This is a genomic window from Pseudomonas palmensis, assembly GCF_017848315.1.
Lineage (GTDB): Bacteria > Pseudomonadota > Gammaproteobacteria > Pseudomonadales > Pseudomonadaceae > Aquipseudomonas > Aquipseudomonas palmensis.
In genome coordinates this window covers 1-20,747 of the sequence record NZ_JAFKEC010000080.1, presented here as the reverse complement: position 1 = coordinate 20,747, position 20,747 = coordinate 1, and the positions used below count along the sequence as shown (strand labels likewise).

21 protein-coding genes are annotated in these 20,747 nt (G+C 65.0%); 7 read left to right on the top strand and 14 right to left on the bottom strand.

Going from position 1 to position 20,747, the window contains the following annotated elements; genetic code table 11:
- Positions 1–132: 132 nt before the first annotated feature.
- The 9 genes from JZZ72_RS25875 to exaC form a co-directional block, all read right to left on the bottom strand.
- Positions 133–843, bottom strand: coding sequence for a LexA family transcriptional regulator (locus JZZ72_RS25875; RefSeq protein WP_054916333.1), 711 nt, complete (start codon positions 841–843; stop codon positions 133–135).
- 192 nt (positions 844–1,035) lie between these two features.
- A complete protein-coding gene (gene ppa / locus JZZ72_RS25870) occupies positions 1,036–1,563 on the bottom strand; it encodes an inorganic diphosphatase (RefSeq protein WP_043863926.1) in 528 nt (175 codons plus the stop codon).
- 91 nt (positions 1,564–1,654) lie between these two features.
- Positions 1,655–2,470: a M90 family metallopeptidase gene (locus JZZ72_RS25865; RefSeq protein WP_043863925.1), complete on the bottom strand. Its 816-nt coding sequence runs from the start codon at positions 2,468–2,470 to the stop codon at positions 1,655–1,657.
- Between the two features lie 9 nt (positions 2,471–2,479).
- Complete coding sequence (locus JZZ72_RS25860; protein WP_210015388.1) at positions 2,480–3,130, bottom strand: DedA family protein; 651 nt, start codon at positions 3,128–3,130, stop codon at positions 2,480–2,482.
- Positions 3,131–3,404: 274 nt separating this feature from the next.
- Positions 3,405–3,863 carry a GNAT family N-acetyltransferase gene (locus tag JZZ72_RS25855; RefSeq protein ID WP_043863924.1) on the bottom strand — a complete coding sequence of 153 codons (459 nt, stop codon included), beginning with the start codon at positions 3,861–3,863 and terminating at the stop codon, positions 3,405–3,407.
- A 108-nt stretch (positions 3,864–3,971) separates the two neighbouring features.
- A complete protein-coding gene (gene eutC, locus JZZ72_RS25850) occupies positions 3,972–4,799 on the bottom strand; it encodes an ethanolamine ammonia-lyase subunit EutC (protein WP_054916334.1) in 828 nt (275 codons plus the stop codon).
- A gap of 7 nt (positions 4,800–4,806) precedes the next feature.
- Positions 4,807–6,201 carry an ethanolamine ammonia-lyase subunit EutB gene (locus JZZ72_RS25845; RefSeq protein WP_054916335.1) on the bottom strand — a complete coding sequence of 465 codons (1,395 nt, stop codon included), beginning with the start codon at positions 6,199–6,201 and terminating at the stop codon, positions 4,807–4,809.
- Between the two features lie 46 nt (positions 6,202–6,247).
- A complete protein-coding gene (gene eat / locus JZZ72_RS25840) occupies positions 6,248–7,690 on the bottom strand; it encodes an ethanolamine permease (RefSeq protein WP_043863921.1) in 1,443 nt (480 codons plus the stop codon).
- Positions 7,691–7,865: 175 nt separating this feature from the next.
- Entirely contained in the window at positions 7,866–9,386 is a 1,521-nt protein-coding gene (exaC, locus tag JZZ72_RS25835; protein WP_210015387.1) for an acetaldehyde dehydrogenase ExaC, read from the bottom strand.
- A 265-nt stretch (positions 9,387–9,651) separates the two neighbouring features.
- On the opposite strand from exaC, the gene JZZ72_RS25830 reads away from it, so the two are divergent.
- The 4 genes from JZZ72_RS25830 (at position 9,652) to JZZ72_RS25815 (ending at position 13,899) form a co-directional block, all read left to right on the top strand.
- Positions 9,652–11,571: a sigma-54-dependent Fis family transcriptional regulator gene (locus tag JZZ72_RS25830; protein ID WP_210015386.1), complete on the top strand. Its 1,920-nt coding sequence runs from the start codon at positions 9,652–9,654 to the stop codon at positions 11,569–11,571.
- Positions 11,572–11,636: 65 nt separating this feature from the next.
- Entirely contained in the window at positions 11,637–12,986 is a 1,350-nt protein-coding gene (gene mpl / locus JZZ72_RS25825) for a UDP-N-acetylmuramate:L-alanyl-gamma-D-glutamyl-meso-diaminopimelate ligase (protein ID WP_210015385.1), read from the top strand.
- Positions 12,983–13,612, top strand: a complete 630-nt coding sequence (gene ubiX / locus JZZ72_RS25820; protein WP_210015384.1) for a flavin prenyltransferase UbiX — start codon at positions 12,983–12,985, stop codon at positions 13,610–13,612. The genes mpl and ubiX overlap by 4 nt, the downstream gene beginning before the upstream one ends.
- Positions 13,609–13,899, top strand: coding sequence for a YceK/YidQ family lipoprotein (locus tag JZZ72_RS25815; protein WP_043863916.1), 291 nt, complete (start codon positions 13,609–13,611; stop codon positions 13,897–13,899). The genes ubiX and JZZ72_RS25815 overlap by 4 nt, the downstream gene beginning before the upstream one ends.
- A gap of 90 nt (positions 13,900–13,989) precedes the next feature.
- On the opposite strand, the gene JZZ72_RS25810 is transcribed toward JZZ72_RS25815, so the two are convergent.
- The 3 genes from JZZ72_RS25810 to JZZ72_RS25800 form a co-directional block, all read right to left on the bottom strand.
- Positions 13,990–14,631 carry an oxidoreductase gene (locus tag JZZ72_RS25810; RefSeq protein ID WP_043863915.1) on the bottom strand — a complete coding sequence of 214 codons (642 nt, stop codon included), beginning with the start codon at positions 14,629–14,631 and terminating at the stop codon, positions 13,990–13,992.
- Positions 14,632–14,657: 26 nt separating this feature from the next.
- Complete coding sequence (locus JZZ72_RS25805) at positions 14,658–16,379, bottom strand: C13 family peptidase (RefSeq protein WP_210015383.1); 1,722 nt, start codon at positions 16,377–16,379, stop codon at positions 14,658–14,660.
- An 87-nt stretch (positions 16,380–16,466) separates the two neighbouring features.
- On the bottom strand, positions 16,467–16,922 hold the full coding sequence (locus tag JZZ72_RS25800) for a MaoC family dehydratase (RefSeq protein WP_100634123.1): 456 nt from the start codon (positions 16,920–16,922) through the stop codon (positions 16,467–16,469).
- A 170-nt stretch (positions 16,923–17,092) separates the two neighbouring features.
- Here JZZ72_RS25800 and JZZ72_RS25795 point away from each other — a divergent pair, with 170 nt between their 5' ends.
- The 3 genes from JZZ72_RS25795 to JZZ72_RS25785 are packed head-to-tail and all read left to right on the top strand — an operon-like array spanning position 17,093 to position 18,768.
- A complete protein-coding gene (locus JZZ72_RS25795; RefSeq protein WP_043863912.1) occupies positions 17,093–17,455 on the top strand; it encodes a CidA/LrgA family protein in 363 nt (120 codons plus the stop codon).
- Between the two features lie 2 nt (positions 17,456–17,457).
- Complete coding sequence (locus JZZ72_RS25790; RefSeq protein WP_173925073.1) at positions 17,458–18,168, top strand: LrgB family protein; 711 nt, start codon at positions 17,458–17,460, stop codon at positions 18,166–18,168.
- 9 nt (positions 18,169–18,177) lie between these two features.
- The gene (locus JZZ72_RS25785) at positions 18,178–18,768 is read left to right on the top strand and encodes an LON peptidase substrate-binding domain-containing protein (RefSeq protein ID WP_043863910.1); all 591 of its coding nucleotides are present in this window, start codon (positions 18,178–18,180) and stop codon (positions 18,766–18,768) included.
- A 3-nt stretch (positions 18,769–18,771) separates the two neighbouring features.
- On the opposite strand, the gene JZZ72_RS25780 is transcribed toward JZZ72_RS25785, so the two are convergent.
- Together JZZ72_RS25780 and JZZ72_RS25775 are read right to left on the bottom strand one after the other, a co-directional pair.
- The gene (locus JZZ72_RS25780) at positions 18,772–20,088 is read right to left on the bottom strand and encodes a bifunctional DedA family/phosphatase PAP2 family protein (RefSeq protein WP_054916340.1); all 1,317 of its coding nucleotides are present in this window, start codon (positions 20,086–20,088) and stop codon (positions 18,772–18,774) included.
- A 4-nt stretch (positions 20,089–20,092) separates the two neighbouring features.
- Positions 20,093–20,747 (bottom strand): DNA-3-methyladenine glycosylase (locus JZZ72_RS25775; RefSeq protein WP_210015382.1); only part of this gene is annotated, 655 nt, incomplete at its 5' end.

Here is a 20,747-nt window from a genome sequence, read left to right as displayed (position 1 = left end):
GGCCGGGGGTGGCGGGGGCAGTGTGTGCCGCGCCACGCCCTCAGGATGCAAGGCTGCAACCGGGGCTTGAGTGCGGCACAGCATACTGGGAATGGATCGCAATGCCCAGCAAAAAAAAACGCTGCAACCGCTTTAGCGCGGGCGATCATCCCGCAGGTGAGCCCACCAGAACACCCACCCCAGCACCTCCAGACCCTGGTTGCGGATTTGCGACAGGCTGTAGGTTTCGCTCGGAAATTCGTCACCGTCATGGCTGTGCAGACGCAATGCGCCATTGGCCCGTTCGCTCAAGGTGTGCACGCGCAAGCGCCCGTTGTGCAGCAGCGCGTATATCTCGCCCTCGATCACGCGGGTCAGGCTGCGGTCTATCGCCAAGGTCGCGCCGTACTGCAGCAAGGGGTTCATGTTGTAGTCGGGCATGCTCACGCAAAGCGCCTGCGCAGCATCGACCCCGAGGTTGTCCAGCGCACAGCGCGGCAAACGCAGGTGGCGGCCAGGGATTTCGGCAAACTGCCGGGGCTGCGCATGGTAGAAGGGCAGCAGCACGTCCTGCTCGCCATGCGCAGCGAACAGGCTGTGGTCCGGGGCCTGCAGCTCCTGCTCGCCACGGTTGCGGCTGACCCTCGGCAGCGGATTGTGGTGCTTGGGGCCCTCGCCGGTGCGCAGCCAGCGAGGGCGTACGCACAGCAGCTCGGCAATCTCGTCCAGACGCGCCATGGGCACGCCGCGCTGGAACCAGTTGTTCACATGCTGCGGCGTCACCCCGCGCTGAGCGGCAAAGTCGGAAGCGGTCAGGTTGCACTCGCGCAGGAGCGCTTTCAAACGATCACCAGATGTATTCATGGTGATTGAGTTTAGTGAGGGAAAAGAAGGGTTTATATAAACATTGGGTTGAAGTGTTTCGCGGGCAAAAGCGGGGGTATTACAGGGGGTTCTGTTGGTGTTGTAGGAATAATCGGACGCTGTTGGTTCAAGCAGCGAGCCGCAGATGCAAAAAAGCCCCGCAATCGCGGGGCTTTTCCTCAAGCGCAGTGCTTAGCCCTTGTAGGCTGCCACCGACTTGGTGATCTCGGCACGGGCCGCTTCTGCGTCACCCCAGCCGTCGATCTTGACCCACTTGCCTTTCTCCAGATCCTTGTAGTTCTCGAAGAAGTGCTTGATCTGCTCCAGCAGCAGTGCCGGCAGGTCGGTGTACTCTTTGACGTCGACGTACAGCTGCGACAGCTTGTCGTGCGGTACGGCGATGACCTTGGCGTCGCCGCCGCCGTCGTCGGTCATGTGCAGGATACCGACCGGGCGAGCACGGATCACCGAACCTGGCGCTACCGGGTACGGGGTCACCACCAGCACGTCCAGCGGATCACCGTCGTCAGCCAGGGTGTTGGGGATGAAGCCGTAGTTGGCCGGGTAGAACATCGGGGTGGCCATGAAGCGGTCCACGAACAGGCAATCGCTGTCCTTGTCGATCTCGTACTTGATCGGTGCGTGGTTGGCTGGAATCTCGATGGCGACGTAGATGTCGTTCGGCAGGTCTTTGCCAGCCGGAATCTTGCTGTAGCTCATTGGGCATTGCCCCCATGTTTGGCCAAAAATTGGTCGCGATTATAGGCACATTCCGTAACGCTTGCCACGCCCGGCCAGATGCCCGGCCTGGTCAATTAGTCGTGTGCTGGTAGTGCGGATGGCTACGTTGCAGTTGTTGCAGGCGGGCCAGCGGATCCTGGCGGTAGAACGCGCTCAGTTGCGCGTAAACCGCGGGGTAGGCCTGCATCAGCAGGTCCGGGGCACTGAAGAAGTATTCGCTGGTCACGGCGAAGAATTCGGCCGGGTTTTCCGCGGCGTAGGGGTCGATGGCCGTTTCGGCATCGGGGTTGCGGTCAAGCTGGCGGTTGAGATCGTCGTAGGCCTGCTGCATGGCCTGCGCCCAGTCCGCCACGCGCATGCTGTCATGCAGCGGCGGCAGGCCATTGGCATCGCCGTTGAGCATGTCGAGCTTGTGCGCCAGTTCGTGAATCACCAGGTTGTAGCCTTCCCAGCCACCGCTGGCCAGCACCCCGGGCCAGGCCAGGATCACCGGGCCCTGCTGCCAGGCCTCGCCACTGTGTTCGCCGTCCCATTCATGCTCCACACCGCTGGCATCACGGTGGCGCTGGGGGCTGACGAAGTCATCGGGGTAGAGCACGATTTCATGGAAGCCCTGGTACCAGTTCAGATCGCCCAGGTGCAGCAGCGGCAGTTGCGCCTGGGCCGCCAGGTGCAGGCGCTGCTCGGCATCGGCGTCGACGCCGGGCAGGGTGGTGAGGTGCTTTTGCTGCAGGAACAGGATGCAGGCTTCACGCAGCCAGTGATCTTCTTCGTCGCTGATGCCGTCGAGCATCGGCAGGCCCTCGCGTACACGCTGCCACTGCTGCGGCTCGATCGGGTAGCGGGCCAGGGTACGACGGCGCCGCCAGGCGCTCAGGCTCCACATGTGCGCGGGTTACTGGGCCTTGGCCTGGCCACGGCCCATGCGGCTGCGCACCAGGCCGATGATCATCGGCACCAGCGACAGCAGGATGATCGCCACGATCATCAGCGACAGGTTGGACTTGATGAACGGCACGTTGCCGAAGAAGTAGCCCAGCGTCATCAGGCCGCACACCCACAGGATGGTGCCGGCGACGCTGAACATCAGAAAACGCGGATAGACCATTTTTGCCAGGCCCGCGACGAAAGGCGCGAAGGTGCGCAGGATCGGCAGGAAGCGCGCCAGGGTGACGGTCTTGCCGCCATGGCGTTCGTAGAAGTCGTGGGTCTGCTGCAGGTAGTCGCGGCGGAAGATCTTCGAGTCGGGGTTGCGGAACAGGCGTTCCCCGGCCGTTCGCCCGATCACGTAGTTGGTGCTGTCGCCCAGGATGGCTGCCGCCATCAGCAGGCCGCACAGCAGTACCGGGTCCATGCCGCCGCCGGCGGCCACGGCACCGGCGATGAACAGCAGCGAATCGCCCGGCAGGAACGGCATGACGACCAGGCCGGTCTCGCAGAAGATCACCAGGAACAGGATGGCGTAGATCCACGGACCGTAATTGTTGACCAGCAAATCGAGGTAGGTATCGAGATGCAGAATGAGGTCCAGCGGGTTGAAATCCATGTACGGCACCTTGTTCAAGACCCGGCTCTACGGGCATGCGAGGACTGGCAGTGCGAAGTGTGTAGCCGTTACCCGAGGTAAGGGTAAAATTTCACACAAATTGAAAGGCCGCATTATACGGGCATGGCGTGATTATGGCGGAGCAGTTTGTAGCGGCGGATTTCTGGGCCCCAGCGCAGCGGGGCTGCCATGCAGCCCATCGCCAGCAAGGCTGGCGCCTACATGGCCAGTGCGCAGACCTGTGGAAGCCGGCTTTGCTGACGAAGGATGCCCGTCAGTCGGAATGGATCGGGAGGATATAGCTCTTGAACTCGGTATCTGCCTTGAACCCCATCGACTCGTAGGTCTTCATTGCCACCTCGTTGTCGCTGCTGGTCGAGGCACGCAGGCGCACAGCGTTGGTGTCCTTGGCCAGTTTCTTCGCCTCGCGCATCAGGTTGTCGGCCACCAGCATGCGCCGCGAGTCTTCGGCCACATAGATGTCATTGAGTATCCATACGCGCTTGAGCGACAGCGACGAAAAGCTCGGGTACAGCTGACAGAAACCCATCAGCTTGTTGTCATCGTCGTCCGGCAGCGCCAGGTAGATGATCGACTCGTCGCGCTCCAGGCGTTTTTCCAGAAACGAGCGCGAAGAGTCCGGATAGGGCAATTGCCCATAGAACTCGCGGTATTTGACGAACAGAGGGGCGAGCAGATCCAGATGCTCAAGAGTTGCTTTGATAATTCGCATAAGCAGGCCTCGGGTCCATGGGGAGTGGCGGCGAACCTCGGGCAGCCGTCACCCCAGATGCTGCCTAAAGCGCGAAAAAAGCGCAATCCGCTAAAAAGTGGTCAGTTCTCAATCATTGCCGAGTAAGAAGTTTCCATTTTTAGGGGTGTCGGCGTCTGATTCCAGGGTCTGGACCTGGGCTTCATCCTTCAGGTTGACCCCCGAGAGCTGCCGACGGCAGGCCTCGCGCATCAGGTACAGCAGGCGGTGGGCGGCCATGCCGTAGCTCAGCCCCTCCAGGCGTACGTTGGAAATGCAGTTGCGGTAGGCGTCGGTGAGGCCGACCCTGGGGCTGTAGGTGAAATACAGGCCCAGGCTGTCGGGGGAGCTCAGGCCCGGACGTTCGCCGATCAGGATCACGGTCATTTTCGCGCCCAGCAATTCGCCGACTTCATCGGCCACCGCCACCCGGCCCTGCTCCACCAGCACCACCGGGGCGGTGGACCATCCCTCGGCATCGATGTGCTCCTGCAGACGGTTGAGAAACGGCAGCGTGTGCCGGTGCACCGCCAGGGCCGAGAGGCCGTCGGCCACGATGATCGCCAGGTCGACCCCGCCCGGGTTGGCCTGGGCATGCTCGCGCAGTTGCCGGGCCGATTCCTCATGCAGGCGCCGCCCCAGGTCCGGGCGTTGCAGGTAGCTGTGGCGGTCGCTGGCGGCGCTGTGCAAGAGGATGCTGTCGCGCCCGCGTTCGCTCAGCTGTTCGCGCAGGCCCGCATGGTCGAATGCCAGGTGCACGGCATCGCGGGCCTGCGCGTGGGCGCATTGGAAGTCCAGTTGTGCGCGGGTCGGCAGGCTGGTACCGGTGCGCCCCAGGGCGATGCGCGCCGGGGTCAGGCGGCGCAGGTCGAGCCAGGGGTTGTCGCTGTTGTCGTGCTGCGTGGGTTGCTTGTCCATGGCTCGCTTATCCCAGTTGCGCCAGCGCCTGGCGGAAGGCCGGTGGCAGGTTGTCGCCAAACCGCACCCGGCCATCGGCCTGGGTGAAGATGCCCATGCGCGCCAGCCACGCCTCGAACTCCGGGGCCGGTTTCAGGCCCAGGGTCTGGCGTGCGTACAGCGCGTCGTGGAACGAGGTGGTCTGGTAGTTGAGCATGATGTCGTCGGAGCCGGGGATGCCCATGATGAAGTTGATCCCGGCCACACCCAGCAGCGTCAGCAGCGTGTCCATGTCGTCCTGGTCGGCCTCGGCATGGTTGGTGTAGCAGATATCGCAGCCCATCGGCACGCCCAGCAGCTTGCCGCAGAAGTGGTCTTCCAGGCCGGCGCGGATGATCTGCTTGCCGTTGTACAGGTACTCCGGGCCGATGAAGCCGACCACGGTGTTGACCAGAAACGGCTTGAAATGCCGTGCCACGGCATAGGCCCGGGTTTCGCAGGTCTGCTGGTCGACGCCATGGTGCGCGTTGGCCGACAGCGCGCTGCCCTGGCCAGTCTCGAAGTACATCAGGTTCTGCCCGAGGGTACCGCGGTTCAGGCTCAGGCCGGCGTCGTAGCCTTCCTGCAACAGGTTGAGGTTGATGCCGAAACTGGCATTGGCCGCCTCGGTGCCGGCAATGGACTGGAACACCAGGTCCAGCGGTACGCCGCGGTTGACGGCCTCGATCGAGGTGGTGACGTGGGTCAGCACGCAGGCCTGGGTGGGTATGTCGTAGCGCTGGATGATCGCGTCGAGCATCTCCAGCAGGGCACAGATCGAGGCGATACTGTCGGTGGCCGGGTTGATGCCGATCATTGCGTCGCCGTTGCCGTACAGCAGGCCGTCGAGAATGCTCGCGGCGATGCCGGCCGGCTCATCCGTGGGGTGGTTGGGCTGCAGGCGGGTGGACAGGCGCCCGCGCAGGCCCAGGGTGCCGCGAAAGCGCGTGACCACGCGGATCTTCTGCGCCACCAGCACCAGGTCCTGCACGCGCATGATCTTCGAGACCGCAGCGGCCATTTCCGGGGTCAGCCCCGGTGCCAGGGCGCGCAGGCTGTCTTCGTCGGCCTGCTCGCTCAGCAGCCAGTCGCGCAGCCCGCCCACGGTCAGGTGGCTGACGGCGGCAAAGGCCTGTTTGTCGTGGGTGTCGATGATCAGGCGGGTGACTTCGTCGTCTTCGTAAGGGATCAGCGCCTCGCTGAGGAAGTGACTGAGCGGGATATCGGCCAGCGCCATCTGCGCGGCCACCCGTTCGGCGTCGTTGCCGGCCGCCACCCCGGCGAGAAAGTCGCCGGAGCGGGCCGGGCTGGCCTTGGCCATGACGTCCTTGAGGCTGTCGAAGCGGTAGGTCTGGGTGCCCACCGTGTGTACAAAACTGCTCATACGCAATCTCCATGGCGCCGCAGGCCAGGCCTGCGGCGCGGGGCGGTCAGTGCAAGGCCTCTTCGGCCTTCTGGATCGCGGCAAACTCTTCCTCCGGCGTGCCGGCCACCAGGTGGTGTCGGCTGTAGAAGGCAAAGTACGCAATCAGCACGCCATAGATGATCGCAGCGCCAATCACCACCCGTGGGTCGACCAGGAAACCTGCGACCACCGCCAGGCAGGCCAGCACCAGCGCCACGCCCGAGGTGAAGATGCCGCCCGGGGTCCGGTACGGACGCTCCATTTTGGGGCGTTTTATGCGCAGGGTGATGTGCGCGGCCATCATCAGTACATAGGACAGCGTAGCGCCGAATACCGCCACCAGAATCAGCAGGTCGCCCTGGCCGGTCAGCGACAGCGCAAAGCCGATGATGCCGGGGATGATCAGCGCCAGTACCGGAGCCTTGCTGCGGTTGGTCTGCGACAGCTTGCGCGGCAGGTAGCCGGCGCGCGACAGGGCGAAGATCTGCCGCGAATAGGCGTAGATGATCGAGAAGAAGCTGGCGATCAGGCCAGCCAGGCCCACCAGGTTGACGAAGCCGCCCATCCAGGTCGAGCCGCCGTAGGCCTTGGCCAGCGCCTCCACCAGTGGGTTGCCCGAGCTTTTCAGCGCTTCGGCGCCGGCGCCGCCCGGGCCGATCACCAGGATCAGCAGCGCGAAGCTGAGCAGCACCAGCATCGCACCGATCAGGCCGCGGGGCAGGTCGCGCTTGGGGTTCTTGGTTTCTTCGGCGGCCAGCGGCACGCCTTCGACCGCCAGGAAGAACCAGATGGCATAGGGGATTGCCGCCCACACGCCGACGTAGCCGAACGGCAGGAAGCTGCTGGCGCCGGCTGCGTCGGTCTTGGCGATGTCGAACAGGTTGTTCGAATCGAAGTGCGGCACCATCGCGATCAGGAACACCGCCAGGGCAATCGCGGCCACGGCGGTGATGATGAACATCAGCTTGAGCGCTTCGCCCACGCCGAAAATGTGGATGCCGATGAAGATGATGTAGAACGCCAGGTAGATCACCCAGCCGCCGATGCCGAACAGCGATTCGCAGTACGCGCCGATGAACACCGCGATGGCGGCGGGGGCGATGGCGTATTCGATGAGGATCGCGGTGCCGGTCAGAAACCCGCCCCAGGGCCCGAAGGCGCTGCGGGCGAAGCCGTAGCCACCGCCGGCGGTGGGGATCATCGAGGACAGTTCGGCCAGCGAAAAGCACATGCACAGGTACATCGTGGCCATCAGCAGCGTGGCCAGGAACATGCCGCCCCAGCCACCCTGGGCCAGGCCGAAGTTCCACCCGGCGTAGTCGCCGGAGATCACGTAGGCGACGCCCAGACCCACCAGCAGGACCCAGCCTGCGGCACCTTTTTTCAGTTCACGTTGCTGGAAATACTCGGAACCGACCTTTTCGAAATCGACGGAAGCCGGCGCGTTGCCGGAATGATCGCTTGGCATGGGGATTCACCTGTTCTTTTTTTAGTCACCGGCGGGTGCCGGCCTGTGGTGATGGTCTTGCACGAAAGGGGCCAGAACAGCTGCAAGCTTCAAGCTGCAAGCCGCAAGAGAAGGCAAATCGCATGGGGTCTGCTTTTTCTTGCTGCTTGAAGCTTGCCGCTTGCAGCCGGGCTTCCTAGAAGAAGCCCAGTGGATTGATGTCGTAGCTCACCAGCAGGTTCTTGGTCTGCTGGTAGTGGTCGAGCATCATCTTGTGGGTTTCACGACCCACGCCGGACTTCTTGTACCCGCCAAACGCGGCGTGCGCCGGGTACAGGTGGTAGCAGTTGGTCCATACGCGGCCAGCCTTGATGCCGCGGCCCATGCGATAGGCGCGGTTGATGTCGCGGGTCCATACACCGGCGCCCAGGCCGAATTCGGTGTCGTTGGCAATGGCCAGGGCCTCGGCTTCGTCCTTGAAGGTGGTGATGCTGACCACCGGGCCGAAGATCTCTTCCTGGAACACGCGCATCTTGTTGGTGCCCTTGAGCAGGGTCGGCTGGATGTAGTAACCGGTCGACAGGTTGCCCTCGAGTTTTTCCACCTTGCCGCCCGTGAGCAGTTCGGCGCCTTCCTGCTCGGCGATTTCCAGGTACGAAAGAATCTTGTCGAACTGCTGCTCGGAGGCCTGGGCGCCGACCATGGTGTCGGTGTCCAGCGGGTCGCCACGCTTGATCTGCTTGATCTTCTTCATCACCTCCTGCATGAACGCCGGGTAGATCGATTCCTGCACAAGTGCGCGCGACGGGCAGGTACACACCTCGCCCTGGTTGAAGAACGCCAGCACCAGGCCTTCGGCGGCCTTCTCGATGAAGCTCTGCTCGGCCTGCATGATGTCTTCGAAGAAGATGTTCGGCGACTTGCCGCCCAGCTCCACTGTGCTGGGGATGATGTTCTCGGCGGCGCATTTCATGATGTGCGAACCCACCGGGGTGGAGCCGGTGAAGGCGATCTTCGCGATGCGCTTGCTGGTGGCCAGCGCTTCGCCGGCTTCACGGCCATAGCCCTGCACCACGTTGAGCACGCCCGGTGGCAGCAGGTCGCCGATCACTTCGAGCAGCACGCTGATGCCCAGCGGGGTCTGTTCGGCCGGCTTGAGCACCACGCAGTTGCCGGCGGCCAGGGCCGGGGCTAGCTTCCAGGCGGCCATCAGGATCGGGAAGTTCCACGGGATGATCTGCCCGACCACGCCCAGCGGTTCGTGGATGTGATAGGCCACGGTGTTGCCGTCGATTTCAGCGGCGCTGCCTTCCTGGGCGCGCAGGCAGCCGGCGAAGTAGCGAAAGTGATCGGCGGCCAGCGGGATGTCGGCGTTGAGGGTTTCGCGTACCGCCTTGCCGTTGTCCCAGGTTTCGGTGATGGCCAGCAGTTCGAGGTTCTGCTCGATGCGGTCGGCGATTTTCAGCAGGATCAGCGAGCGTGCCTGCACCGAGGTGGTGCCCCAGGCATCGGCGGCCGCATGGGCGGCGTCCAGCGCTTTGTCGATGTCTTCGGCACTGGAGCGTGGGAACTCGGCAATCGGCTGGCCGTTGACCGGCGAGGTGTTGGTGAAGTACTCGCCTTTGACCGGTGGCACGAACTCGCCGTTGATGTAGTTGCCGTAGCGGCTCTTGAAGGAAACGATCGCGCCGTCGGTACCGGGATGTGCGTAACGCATGGTGTGTCTCCTGGCTATTGTGCTTGTAGGGAGGATGTAAAGCGTAGTGCAAGGCACGGGCCACTGCCCGGTGGCCTAGTGAAATCAAGGGCTTGGCGCCGCGCGGAGGGCGCCCCGCAGGCGCTGTGTGCCAGCCCCGGCACAGCCTGGGTGACACTCTGTACCCGTTGTGGCACACAACGTGACCCGACGGTCCCGCCACCATTGCAATGCACTGGCGGCAGGAGGATGCTGGGTTCATCTCGTGTGCGGAGAACAATAAAAAGTGCAGAGCAATCATCTGAGCCGGCACGCCCGGCAAGTGCTCACCGTCACCCAGGGCAAGGCGCTGTTGCAGGGGCCGGGCAGCGACCCGTCGATCGCCCGTTCCTGGCTGCGCTGCCTGGAGGACTACCACCTCGACCCGGCCCAGAGCGTTGCGCCCACCGTGCTCGAGCACGGGCGGCTGCTGGAGAGCCGTGAGCGCATGCAGCAGGTGCTGCAGATCGCCGGCAACGAGATGAACAGCCTGCATCAGCAACTCTGCGGCGCCGGGCACGCGGTTCTGCTGACCGATGCGCGCGGGGTGATCCTCAACTGCGTCACCGCACCCACCGAGCGGCGCATCTTCGAGCGCGCCGGGCTCTGGCTGGGCGCCGACTGGAGCGAGGCCTGCGAAGGCACCAACGGTATCGGCACCTGCCTGGTCGAGCGCCAGGCCCTGACCATTCACCAGGATGAACACTTTCGCGGGCGCCATACCGGGCTGACGTGCTCAGCCAGCCCGGTGTTCGATCCGCAGGGCGAGCTGCTGGCAGTGCTCGACGTATCGTCGGCGCGCCCCGACATGTCGCGCCAGAGCCAGTTCCACACCATGGCGCTGGTCAACCTCTCGGCCAAGATGATCGAGAGCTGCTACTTCCTGCGCCATTTCGAAAACCACTGGCTGTTGCGCTTTCACCTGCAGGCCGAATCGGTCGGGCTGTTCAGCGAGGGGCTGCTGGCGTTCGATGGCGAGGGGCGTATCTGTGCGGTCAACCAGAGTGCGCTGAACCTGCTGGCAACGGCACGCGGTGGGCTGCTCGGCCAGCCAGTGGAGGCGTTTTTCGACTGCGCGCTGGATGAACTGCTCGGGCGTGCCACGGCGGCCGCCAGCACCAGCTGGCCGCTGCGTACCCGCGATGGCCGTGTGCTGTTCGCCAGCCTGCGCGGCCAGGCCCGTGCGATGGCGCCACCGCTTGCGCCGTCGGCCACCAGCACGCCAATGCCGGCACAACGCATCTGCCTGGTCGACCCGGCACTGCAACAGGATTTTCGGCGTGCGCTGCGGGTGTTCGAGCGCGACGTGCCGCTGCTGCTCAACGGCGAAACCGGGTGCGGCAAGGAGGCCTTCGCCAAGGCCGTGCACCAGGCCAGCCAGCGCGCGGGCAAACCGTTCGTCGCGCTCAACTGTGCGTCGATCCCGGAGAGCCTGATCGAGAGCGAGCTGTTCGGCTATCGCGGCGGCAGCTTTACCGGGGCGCGCAAGGAGGGCATGCGCGGCAAGCTGCAACAGGCCGACGGCGGCACCTTGCTGCTGGACGAGATCGGCGACATGCCGCTGGCCCTGCAGACGCGCCTGCTGCGGGTGCTCGAGGAGCGCCAGGTGGTACCGATCGGCGGCGAGCCGCAGGCGGTGGATGTGCGCATCATCAGTGCCACCCACCGTGACCTGCTGGGCCGGGTCGAGGCCGGCAGCTTTCGCGAAGACCTGTATTACCGCCTCAATGGCCTGGAGGTCGCCCTGCCGGCATTGCGTGAGCGCAGCGACAAGGCGCAGTTGCTCGACTTTGTCCTGGCCGAGGAGGCCGCGGGCCAACCTGTGCGGCTAGAGCCGTCGGCACGCCGGGCGCTGCTGGAGTTTGCCTGGCCCGGCAACGTGCGCCAGTTGCGCAATGTGCTGCGTACCCTGGTGGCCCTGTGCGAGGATGGCCGCATCGCATTCGACGACCTGCCGCCGGTAGTGCGCCAGCCCCCGGCAGCGCTCGAGCCCAGGGTTGCCAGGCCGCAGGCCGAACACCCGCTGGACGACGCCGAGCGGGCCGCGCTGCTGCAGGCGCTGGAGCACAAGCGCTGGCACATGACCCAGGTGGCGGCGCAACTGGGGGTCAGCCGCAATACGCTGTACCGCAAGCTGCGCAAGCACGGGATTGCACGGGGCGCCTAGGCAAACTCAGGATGCGATTTTTCCCACCCTAAGCTACCCTGCCTCCACGTTTCGTGAGGTCGACCATGCACATTCATATTCTCGGTATCTGCGGTACTTTCATGGGCTCGCTGGCGGTGCTGGCCAAGGAGCTTGGCCACCGCGTCACCGGCTCCGACGCCAACGTCTATCCCCCCATGAGCACCCAGCTCCAGGCCCAGGGCATCGAGCTGCATCAAGGCTATGACGCCGCCCAGCTGGAGCCGGTCCCCGACCTGGTGGTGATCGGCAACGCACTGTCGCGGGGCAACCCGGCGGTGGAGTACGTGCTGAACAAGGGCCTGCCCTACGTGTCGGGCCCGCAGTGGCTGGCTGACCACGTGCTGCAGGGCCGCTGGGTACTGGCCGTGGCCGGTACCCACGGCAAGACCACCACCAGCAGCATGCTGGCCTGGGTGCTGGAGCATGCCGGGATGAGCCCCGGCTTTCTGATCGGCGGTGTGCCGCAGAACTTCTCGGTGTCGGCGCGCCTGGGCGCCACGCCGTTCTTCGTGGTCGAGGCCGACGAGTACGACAGCGCGTTCTTCGACAAGCGTTCCAAGTTCGTGCACTACCGTCCGCGCACCGCCATTTTGAACAACCTCGAGTTCGATCACGCAGACATCTTCCCTGATCTGGCTGCCATCGAGCGCCAGTTCCACCATCTGGTGCGCACCATCCCGAGCGAAGGCCTGGTCATTCACCCCACCACCGAGCCGGCCCTGCAGAAGGTGATCGAGATGGGCTGCTGGACCCCGGTGCAGACCACCGGCGCCGGTGGTCAGTGGCAGGTGAAACTGCTCAGCGCCGACGGATCGCGCTTCGAAGTCAGTTTTGAAGGCCAAGCCCAGGGCGTGGTGGAGTGGGAGCTGACCGGCCAGCACAACGTGGCCAACGCCCTGGCCACCCTGGCCGCTGCCCGCCATGTGGGCGTGGTGCCGGCCATCGGGATTGCCGCCTTGAGCGCGTTCAAGAGCGTCAAGCGGCGCATGGAAAAGGTCGCTGAAGTCCAGGGTGTGACCATCTATGATGACTTTGCCCACCATCCGACCGCCATTGCCACCACCCTCGACGGGCTGCGCAAGCGCATCGGCGACGCCCCGTTGATCGCGGTGATCGAGCCGCGCTCCAACTCCATGAAGCTGGGCGCCCACCGTGATGGCCTGCCCCAGAGCGTGTGCGATGCCGACCAGGTGATCTGGTATGCACCGCCCAATCTGGGCTGGGACCTGGCCGCCACCGCCGCCGAGTGCACGGTGCCGTCGGTTGTCGCCGACAGTCTCGAGGCGATCATCGAGCGGGTCAAAAGCCAGGCCGCGCCGGGCACCCAGGTGGTGATCATGAGCAACGGCGGCTTTGGCGGGCTGCACGGCAAGCTGGCCGAGGCACTGCGATGAGCGGCCCGGAGCGCATCACGCTGGCCATGACCGGTGCCTCCGGGGCGCAGTACGGGTTGCGCCTGCTCGATTGCCTGGTGCGTGAAGACCGCGAGGTGCATTTTCTGATCTCCAAGGCTGCGCAACTGGTGATGTCGACCGAGACCGACGTGGTGTTGCCGGCCAAGCCGCAGTCGATCCAGGCGTTTCTGACCGAGTACACCGGCGCTGCGGCCGGGCAGATCCGGGTATACGGGCGCGAGGACTGGATGTCGCCGGTGGCCTCGGGCTCCGGGGCGCCGGCAGCGATGGTGGTGGTGCCCTGTTCCACCGGCACGCTGTCGGCAATCGCCGCCGGGGCCTGCAACAACCTGATCGAGCGGGCCGCGGACGTGACCTTGAAGGAGCGTCGGCAGTTGATTCTGGTGCCGCGCGAGGCGCCTTTCTCGACCATCCACCTGGAGAACATGCTCAAGCTGTCGCAGATGGGCGCGGTGATATTGCCGGCCTCGCCGGGCTTCTATCACCAACCGCAGACCATCGACGACCTGGTGGACTTTGTGGTGGCGCGGATTCTCAACCTGCTGGATGTTCCGCAGGACATGCTGCCGCGCTGGGGCGAGCATCATGTTGGCGGCGAGGAGTGAAGGCGCTGCTGGTGGCAGGCCTGGCGGTGCTGGCACTGAGCAGCGGCTGCGCCACGGTGCGCACGCTGGATGCGGCCAAGCCGGGGGCACCGGTGGTGTATTCGGGGACGCGGCTGGATCTGTATGCGCTGCAGGGCGGTTGCTGCCCTGAAGACCGTTTTGGCGCGCCGGCACCGGCGTACCCGGGGCTGGACCTGCCGGGCAGTGCACTGCTCGATACGGTGTTGCTGCCGTTGTCGGTGCTGACGGTGCTGGGGGTGGGGTTTCAGGCTACCGGCGGGTTGTAGCCAGCGGCCTCATCGCGGGTCGAGCCCGCTCCCACAAGGGGCTGAGCTGTCCTTGTGGGAGCGGGCTCGACCCGCGATGAGGCCTTTGAATTACTTACCCAATCTACGCAGTTCATCGGACTCCACGGTCCGGACCCCGTCCTGCTCTTCCAGCGCCAGGCGCCACAGCGCCCGCGCCAGCTGGCAGGCTTCGATGCCGCGGTACTTGCCCGGCAGCAGCCGCGACAACGGCCCGGCAAACTGTTCACCGAGCCGAGGCTCGATACGCTCGCCCAGCAGCACCGACGGCCGCGCGATGGTCAATTGCGGCCAGTCCTGCGCCATGAGTGCCTGTTCCATCTCGCCCTTGACCCGGTTGTAGAACACCGACGACTTGGGGTCGGCGCCAATCGCGCTGACCACCAGCAGGTGCCGTGCACCCATTTCCCGCGCTCGCTTGCTGAACGCCACCACCATGTCCAGGTCGACGGCGCGAAACGCCGTTTCCGAACCTGCCTGTTTGATGGTGGTGCCCAGGCAGCAGAAGGCGATGTCCACGCGGCCGCTCAACTGCGGCAGGAACACCGCCGGGTCGCCGACCGGGTTCTCCAGGTGCGGGTGTTCGGCCAGCGGCCGGCGCGTGGGGGCCAGCACACGGCTCACGGTTGGCTCGTTGAGCAGCCGATCCAGCAAATGCTCACCAGTCAGCCCGGTGGCTCCGGCAATCAGGATGTGCTGAGGCGTCAGGTACATGATGTCTCTCCCTTGATACAGTCAGCTTAGTGGCTGCTTGTATTTTCTGCTTGTACCGCACCGGCACTTTGCAGTGCTTTTCGTGCCTGTTGCTGGCGCAGTTTCTGCCAGTGCTGCAGCACCCGTTGCGGCGCCCACAGCTGAGGTTCGGAAGCCTCGAAGCCATCGGCCTGCTCGCGCTGCTGCACCGTGGTCTTGGCCAGTTCGAAGGCCTGCTGCAGGTCGTCGGTCTGGTTCAGTGCCCGGGCGAACAGTGCTTCGCCGAAATAGGTGAAGTCGGCCTCTTCGGAGCAGCCGAACGACACCCGGTCGGCACGCGATGCGGTCATGATCAAGGTCTTGTCGTCCTTGAGTGAATCGATGTAACCCCCCGAGTAGCACGCAGAGATCACGATTATCTTGTCACGTTCCTTTAGTGGGGCAAGCGCGGCCGAGAGTTCATCGGCGGGCAGGTCGGCCAGTTGCAGGCGCGGCAGATCCAGCACCAGTTCATGTTCGTGGCTGCCGTGGCTGGTCAGGTAGATGAACACCAGGTCTTCGGGGCCGCTGCGCTCGGCCAGGGTGCGTGCGGCCCGCGCCAGGTTCTCGCGGGTGGCCAGGGGGCGGTCGGCCATGTGGTCGCGGTGGTTGACCAGGGCGACCTGGCCAGTGGCACCGAAACGGGTCTTGAGCATGTCGCTGACGTAGTCGGCCTCGCGCATGAACACGCTCTGGTTGCCATCGCCGGCCAGGGCCAGGCTGTACAGCTCGATTGCCGGGGTAGAGGCCGGTACCTGGGCCAGCGCCTTGTCGAGCAGGGTGCCCTGCTTGAGCAGGGCCAGCTCCAGGGGGTCGGGCAACAGGCGCCCGTGTTCGTCGCGCACGCGCAGGCCGTTGACCCAGTGGCCGCTTTCGACGCTGCCGTCGACCTGCGTCAGCCGGCCTTTGCCCTGGTAGGTGTCGTTTTCGAAACCGCCGACGTACAGGCTGCCGTCGGGCAATTGCAGGCGGCCCTGGCCGGCGAAGCGCCAGTCGCGAAACTCGCCCTTGTAGTGGCTGCCGTCGCTGCCGAACAGCTCGCCCTTGCCGGTCAGCGAGCCGTCGCGGAACTGGCCGATCCACACATCGCCATCGGCGTTTTCGTAACGGCCACGACCTTGCAGGTGGTTGTCCTTGAATTCACCGATGTACTGGTCGCCTTCGGCGCTGTTGAAGGTGCCGCTGCCCTGTAACTGGCCGTCGACGAAGCGCCCGCTGAACTGGTTGCCACTGGCATCGCTGCGGATGCCTTCGCCGTGGGGTTTGCCCTTGGCGAACAGGCCCTGGTACTGGCTGCCGTCGGCCAGGGTCAGTTCGCCGGCGCCGTTGTACTGGTCGTCCTTGAACTGCCCGCGATACTGTACCTGGCCTTCCCTGAGGGTGCCTTCGCCGTCACGCCGGCCAAGCTTGAAGCCGCCGCTGTAGTGGTTGCCCGGGGTGGTCAGCTCGCCCTGGCCGTGAAACAGACCCTGCTGGAACTCGCCGCGGTACACCTCGCCATTGCTGCCGTGCCATTCGCCGCGGCCCTGCCACTGGCCCTGCTGGAAGTTGCCGGCATACCAGCTGCCATTGGGGTAGTCGATGCGCCCCGGGCCCTGCAGCAGGCCATTGACCACGTCGCCACGGTAGCGGCCGCCATCGGGCAGGCGGGCATCGGGCGGTGACAGCGGTTCACCGTCGCCACAGGCGGCGAGCAGCAGGGTCAGGGCAAGGGGTACGAATGGGCGCATGGCGGGGTCCGGGCAAGTCAGGCCCCGAGTATGCCGCAGTTTGTCGCGGGTGAAACAGCCGCTGGCAGCTGTTTCACCTTGGGCGGGTCAGACGAAGCAGAGCGACAGCGGCTCGGCGATATAGGCGGGTTTGTCCTGGCCTTCGATTTCCAGGGTGGTGGTGGCCTTGAGCAGCCACTGGCCCGGTTTCTTCTCGACGGCCTCGCTCAGGTCGACCTTGAGCCGAACCCGCGAACCGACCTTCACCGGCTGGATGAAGCGCACGCTGTCCAGGCCATAGTTGACGACCATCTTCAGCCCCTCGGGCAGCACGAGGATGTCTTCCATCAGCTTGGGAATCAGCGAAAGGGTGAGAAAACCGTGGGCAATGGTGCTGCCAAATGGCGTTTTTGCCGCCTTCACCGGGTCCACATGAATGAACTGGAAGTCGCCGGTAGCCTCGGCGAACAGGTTGATGCGCTCCTGGTCGATGGTCAGCCACTCGGAACGTCCCAGTTCCTTTCCAACGTACTGCGCCAGCTCTGCAACGGGTACATAGGGCATTGCGACTCTCCTGGTTGTCTTTGATTTTGTTGTGACTGCTACAGGTTCGACTGCTTAAGATCAGCACGCCGACCGGATGCGGTCAAGTCACCGTTGTTTCAGCGAATATCGGGGTATAGACCAGTCGTTAGCGTGCTTATAATGGCCGCCAGGCCTGAGGGAGAAGTGCAATGTTGTTGCGTGGTTTGACGTGGCTCGTGCTGTTCCAGTTGCTGGGGACGGCGATCAATCACCTGTTTCTGTCGATGCTGCCGGGGCCGATCATCGGGCTGGTGCTGTTGCTGGCGTACCTGATGCTGCGCGGCGAGGTCAGTGCGCCGTTGAGCGAGGCGGCCAGCAGCCTGCTGCGCTACCTGCCGTTGCTGCTGGTGCCGCCGGCGGTGGGGGTGATGGTGTACGCCGCCGACATTGCTGCCGACTTCTGGGCCATCGTCGGTTCGCTGGTGCTGTCGGTGCTGATCGCCCTGGCGTTCTGTGGCGTGCTCATGCAGAAGATGATTGCCCGTCAGGCCCGTCGTGAGGAAAAGCCATGAGCCTGGACTGGCACGGCGCCCTCGATGCGGTCATCCACCACCCGCTGTTCGGCATCGGTATTACCCTGGGGGCCTATCAGCTGGTGTTGGCGGCCTATGACAAGACCCGCTGGATCTTCCTGCAGCCGGTACTGGTATCGATGCTGGTGGTGATCGGTGTACTGGTGACGTGCGGCGTGTCCTACGCCGAGTACCGCAAGAGCACCGAAATCATGAACATCCTGCTGGGCCCGGCCACCGTGGCCCTGGCGGTCCCGCTCTACCTGAACCTGCGGCGTATTCGCCAGCTGTTGTGGCCGACCTTGACTACGCTGGTAATCGGCGGCCTGGTCGCGACCTGTGCCTGCCTGTTGCTGGGCTGGTGGTTCGGTGCCGAACACATGATCCTGATGACCATGGCGCCCAAGTCGGTGACTTCGCCGATTGCGATGCTGGTGGCCGAGCAGATCGGCGGGGTGGCGGCGCTGGCGGCAGTGTTCGTGCTGATCACCGGGGTGATCGGGGCGATCTTCGGCCCGGCCCTGCTGTCGGCCTGCGGGGTGAGCAGCCCGGAAGCCCGCGGCATGGCACTGGGCATCAGTGCGCACGCGGTGGGCACGGCGGTGGCGTTGGAAGAAAGCGAGGAAACCGGGGCCTTCGCGGCCCTGGGCATGAGCCTGATGGGAGTGGTCACGGCGGTGTTCCTGCCGTTGGCGGTCAGCCTGGTTGCCTGAGGATATTCGATGACATTGCCCCTGTTTCCACTCAATACCGTGCTGTTCCCCGGCTGCAAGCTCGACCTGCAGATCTTCGAGGCGCGTTACCTGGACATGATCGGCCGCTGCATGAAGCAGGGCGGCGGGTTCGGCGTGGTGTGCATCCTCGAAGGCGAGCAGGTGGGCAATGCCCCGTCGGGGTTCGCGACAATCGGCTGCGAGGCGTTGATACGCGACTTCCAGCAGCAGGACAACGGCCTGCTGGGCATTCGCGTCGAAGGTGTGCGGCGCTTCGATGTCGGCCCCTACGAGGTGCAGAAGGACCAACTGCTGCTGGCCGACGTGAACTGGCGCAGCGAACAGCCCGACGCCCCCCTGGAGGAGGACGATCACGACCTGCTGGCCTTGCTCGGCGCGCTGGGCGAGCACCCGATGGTGGCGGCACTGGACATGCCGGTCGAAGTCATCGGCCAGCAGGCACTGGCCAACCAGCTGGCCTACCTGCTGCCCTTCGAGGATGAAGACAAGCTCGACCTGCTGGCCATCGATTCGCCCCGCCAGCGCCTGGACGCGATCCAGGCGCTGCTCGAGCGGCTGCAGGGCGAGTTGTTCGCCTAGGTCTCAGTACTGGTAGCGCAGCAGGGCATGGGGCAAGGCATGCAGGGCGAAGAACGCCAGGGTGCCGGCGCAGGCCGGCAGGATCAGCCACCACACCTTGAGCGGCATGGCGCCGAGCGGTTCGCGGTGCTGCACCAGGCTCAGGCTGGCGGCGCACACGCAGCAGGCCAGCAGCGAGCCGGCGAGGATGTCGGTGGGCCAGTGTGCACCCAGGTAGACCCTGGACAGGGCAATCGACATCGCCGGCAGGCACCCCAGCAGAATCCAGGTCAGGCGCATGCGTGGCGGCTGGCCACGACCGGCCAGCACCGCCAGCGTCAGAAAGAACGCGAATGACGCCGAACTGTGGCCACTGGGCATGCTGTAGGAGGTCAGCGGGTCGCTGAGCACTTCGGGGCGCGCGCGGGCGAACAGCCACTTGAGTGTGCCGTTGGCCAGCGCCGTGCCCATCAGCGTGCAGGCGGCGAAGATCGCCGGGCGCCACTGCCGGCTCAGCAGCAGCAGGCCGGTGAGCACACCGCCCACCACGAACTGCGTGCGGAAGTCGCCCAGGCGGGTGATCAGTACGATGGTGCCGTCCAGCGTGGCGCGGCGGTGTTCCTGCACCAGGGTCATCAGGCCCTGGTCGAAATCGTTCAGGTACGGCCAGCCGATGAACACCGCAGCCAGCATTACCAGGCTCAGGCCGGCGATCAGCCGTGTGCCGTAGCGCTTGCTGCGCAGGCTGGTGCTGATGCTCAGGCCGATCAATAGTGCGAGGCCGGCGGCGATGATGCCTGCTTCGGTCCAGAACCCTTCGGGCAGCGGCAGGCGCATGGCCGCGCCGGTGGCCCAGCCGGGCAGCAGGTAGGCCACCGCCCAGCCGGCACCTGCCAACAGGCTGACGGCGATGAAGCGTGGCAAGGGCATGTCGAACATGCCCGCCACCATCGGCAGCATCGGCCGCAGCGGGCCGATGAAGCGCCCCACCAGCAGGCTGGCGATGCCATAGCGCTGGAAGTAGCTCTCGGCGCTGCCGATCCATTCGGGGTGGTGGCGCAGCAGCGGCAGGCGCCGGATGTTCTGGTGGAAGCGCCGGCCCAGGGTGTAGGAAATCGCATCGCCCAGCAGCCCGCCCAGAAAGCCCAGCAGCAGGGTTTCGCTCAGGCCCAGTGCGCCGCTGCCGGCGAGAACCGCCACGGCGAACAGCAGGATGGTGCCGGGCACGATGAGCCCGGCGATGGCCAGGCATTCGACGCAGGCCACGATGAAGATTGCCAGGCCGAGCCATTGCGGGTTCGCGGTCAGCCAGCCGGTCAGGCTGTCGAGCCATGGGCCCATGGTGTCAGTTTCCTTGTGTCAGTAAGAAATAGTCGCGGCCTTCGACTTGCCCACGGCGCAGTGGGTTCCGGGTGCAGTGCGCGGCGAAGTCGGCGTCGACGAAACGGTAGGGCAGATGTTCGTCGCGCCCTTGGGGAATGCCCAGGCGTGTGGTCTGAATAATGTGTTTCACGGTTATGCCGCAGTCTTCGACGAACAGCCGCTCGGGGTCGAAACGCTGGGCGTCCCAGTGCGGGACTTTCAGCCCCAGGGCCTTGCACAGCAGGGTCTGGCCGGCACACAGGCGCTGATCGGCGCGCGGCTGGCCGCTGGCATCGGGGTTGTTCAGCTGCATCTGCGCCAGGCTGTTGTGGTCGCTGACGGCATCCACCCAGGGGTAGGCCGACTTGATCAGCACCGCGTTGCCGGGGCCGTGGGCGCTGAAGTTGAGCGAATCGCCGCCACGGGCGTAGTACATGTAGATGTGGCCGCCATCGAGGAACAGGGCCTTGCGTTTTTCGGTGTAGCCCAGCGAGGCGTGGCTGCCCTTGTCGGTGACGTAATAGGCTTCGGTCTCGATGATGCGCGCCGACAGCCACAGCTCGCCCTGACGATGGCGGATTACCTTGCCGAGCAGGGCCTTGGCCAGGGTCTGGGCGTCGCGGTCGAAGAAGCTGTCG

What these genes read in the sequence shown, in the direction of transcription:
- JZZ72_RS25865 (WP_043863925.1), bottom strand. Translation starts at nt 2,470, where the DNA reads ATGTGGAGCCTGAGCGCCTGGCGGCGCCGTCGTACCCTGGCCCGCTAC.
- JZZ72_RS25800 (WP_100634123.1), bottom strand. Translation starts at nt 16,922, where the DNA reads ATGCCCTATGTACCCGTTGCAGAGCTGGCGCAGTACGTTGGAAAGGAA.
- JZZ72_RS25810 (WP_043863915.1), bottom strand. Translation starts at nt 14,631, where the DNA reads ATGTACCTGACGCCTCAGCACATCCTGATTGCCGGAGCCACCGGGCTG.
- eat (WP_043863921.1), bottom strand. Translation starts at nt 7,690, where the DNA reads ATGCCAAGCGATCATTCCGGCAACGCGCCGGCTTCCGTCGATTTCGAA.
- JZZ72_RS25875 (WP_054916333.1), bottom strand. Translation starts at nt 843, where the DNA reads ATGAATACATCTGGTGATCGTTTGAAAGCGCTCCTGCGCGAGTGCAAC.
- JZZ72_RS25860 (WP_210015388.1), bottom strand. Translation starts at nt 3,130, where the DNA reads ATGGATTTCAACCCGCTGGACCTCATTCTGCATCTCGATACCTACCTC.
- JZZ72_RS25845 (WP_054916335.1), bottom strand. Translation starts at nt 6,201, where the DNA reads ATGAGCAGTTTTGTACACACGGTGGGCACCCAGACCTACCGCTTCGAC.
- JZZ72_RS25855 (WP_043863924.1), bottom strand. Translation starts at nt 3,863, where the DNA reads ATGCGAATTATCAAAGCAACTCTTGAGCATCTGGATCTGCTCGCCCCT.
- JZZ72_RS25795 (WP_043863912.1), top strand. Translation starts at nt 17,093, where the DNA reads ATGTTGTTGCGTGGTTTGACGTGGCTCGTGCTGTTCCAGTTGCTGGGG.
- ubiX (WP_210015384.1), top strand. Translation starts at nt 12,983, where the DNA reads ATGAGCGGCCCGGAGCGCATCACGCTGGCCATGACCGGTGCCTCCGGG.
- JZZ72_RS25780 (WP_054916340.1), bottom strand. Translation starts at nt 20,088, where the DNA reads ATGGGCCCATGGCTCGACAGCCTGACCGGCTGGCTGACCGCGAACCCG.
- mpl (WP_210015385.1), top strand. Translation starts at nt 11,637, where the DNA reads ATGCACATTCATATTCTCGGTATCTGCGGTACTTTCATGGGCTCGCTG.
- exaC (WP_210015387.1), bottom strand. Translation starts at nt 9,386, where the DNA reads ATGCGTTACGCACATCCCGGTACCGACGGCGCGATCGTTTCCTTCAAG.
- ppa (WP_043863926.1), bottom strand. Translation starts at nt 1,563, where the DNA reads ATGAGCTACAGCAAGATTCCGGCTGGCAAAGACCTGCCGAACGACATC.
- JZZ72_RS25805 (WP_210015383.1), bottom strand. Translation starts at nt 16,379, where the DNA reads ATGCGCCCATTCGTACCCCTTGCCCTGACCCTGCTGCTCGCCGCCTGT.
- eutC (WP_054916334.1), bottom strand. Translation starts at nt 4,799, where the DNA reads ATGGACAAGCAACCCACGCAGCACGACAACAGCGACAACCCCTGGCTC.
- JZZ72_RS25785 (WP_043863910.1), top strand. Translation starts at nt 18,178, where the DNA reads ATGACATTGCCCCTGTTTCCACTCAATACCGTGCTGTTCCCCGGCTGC.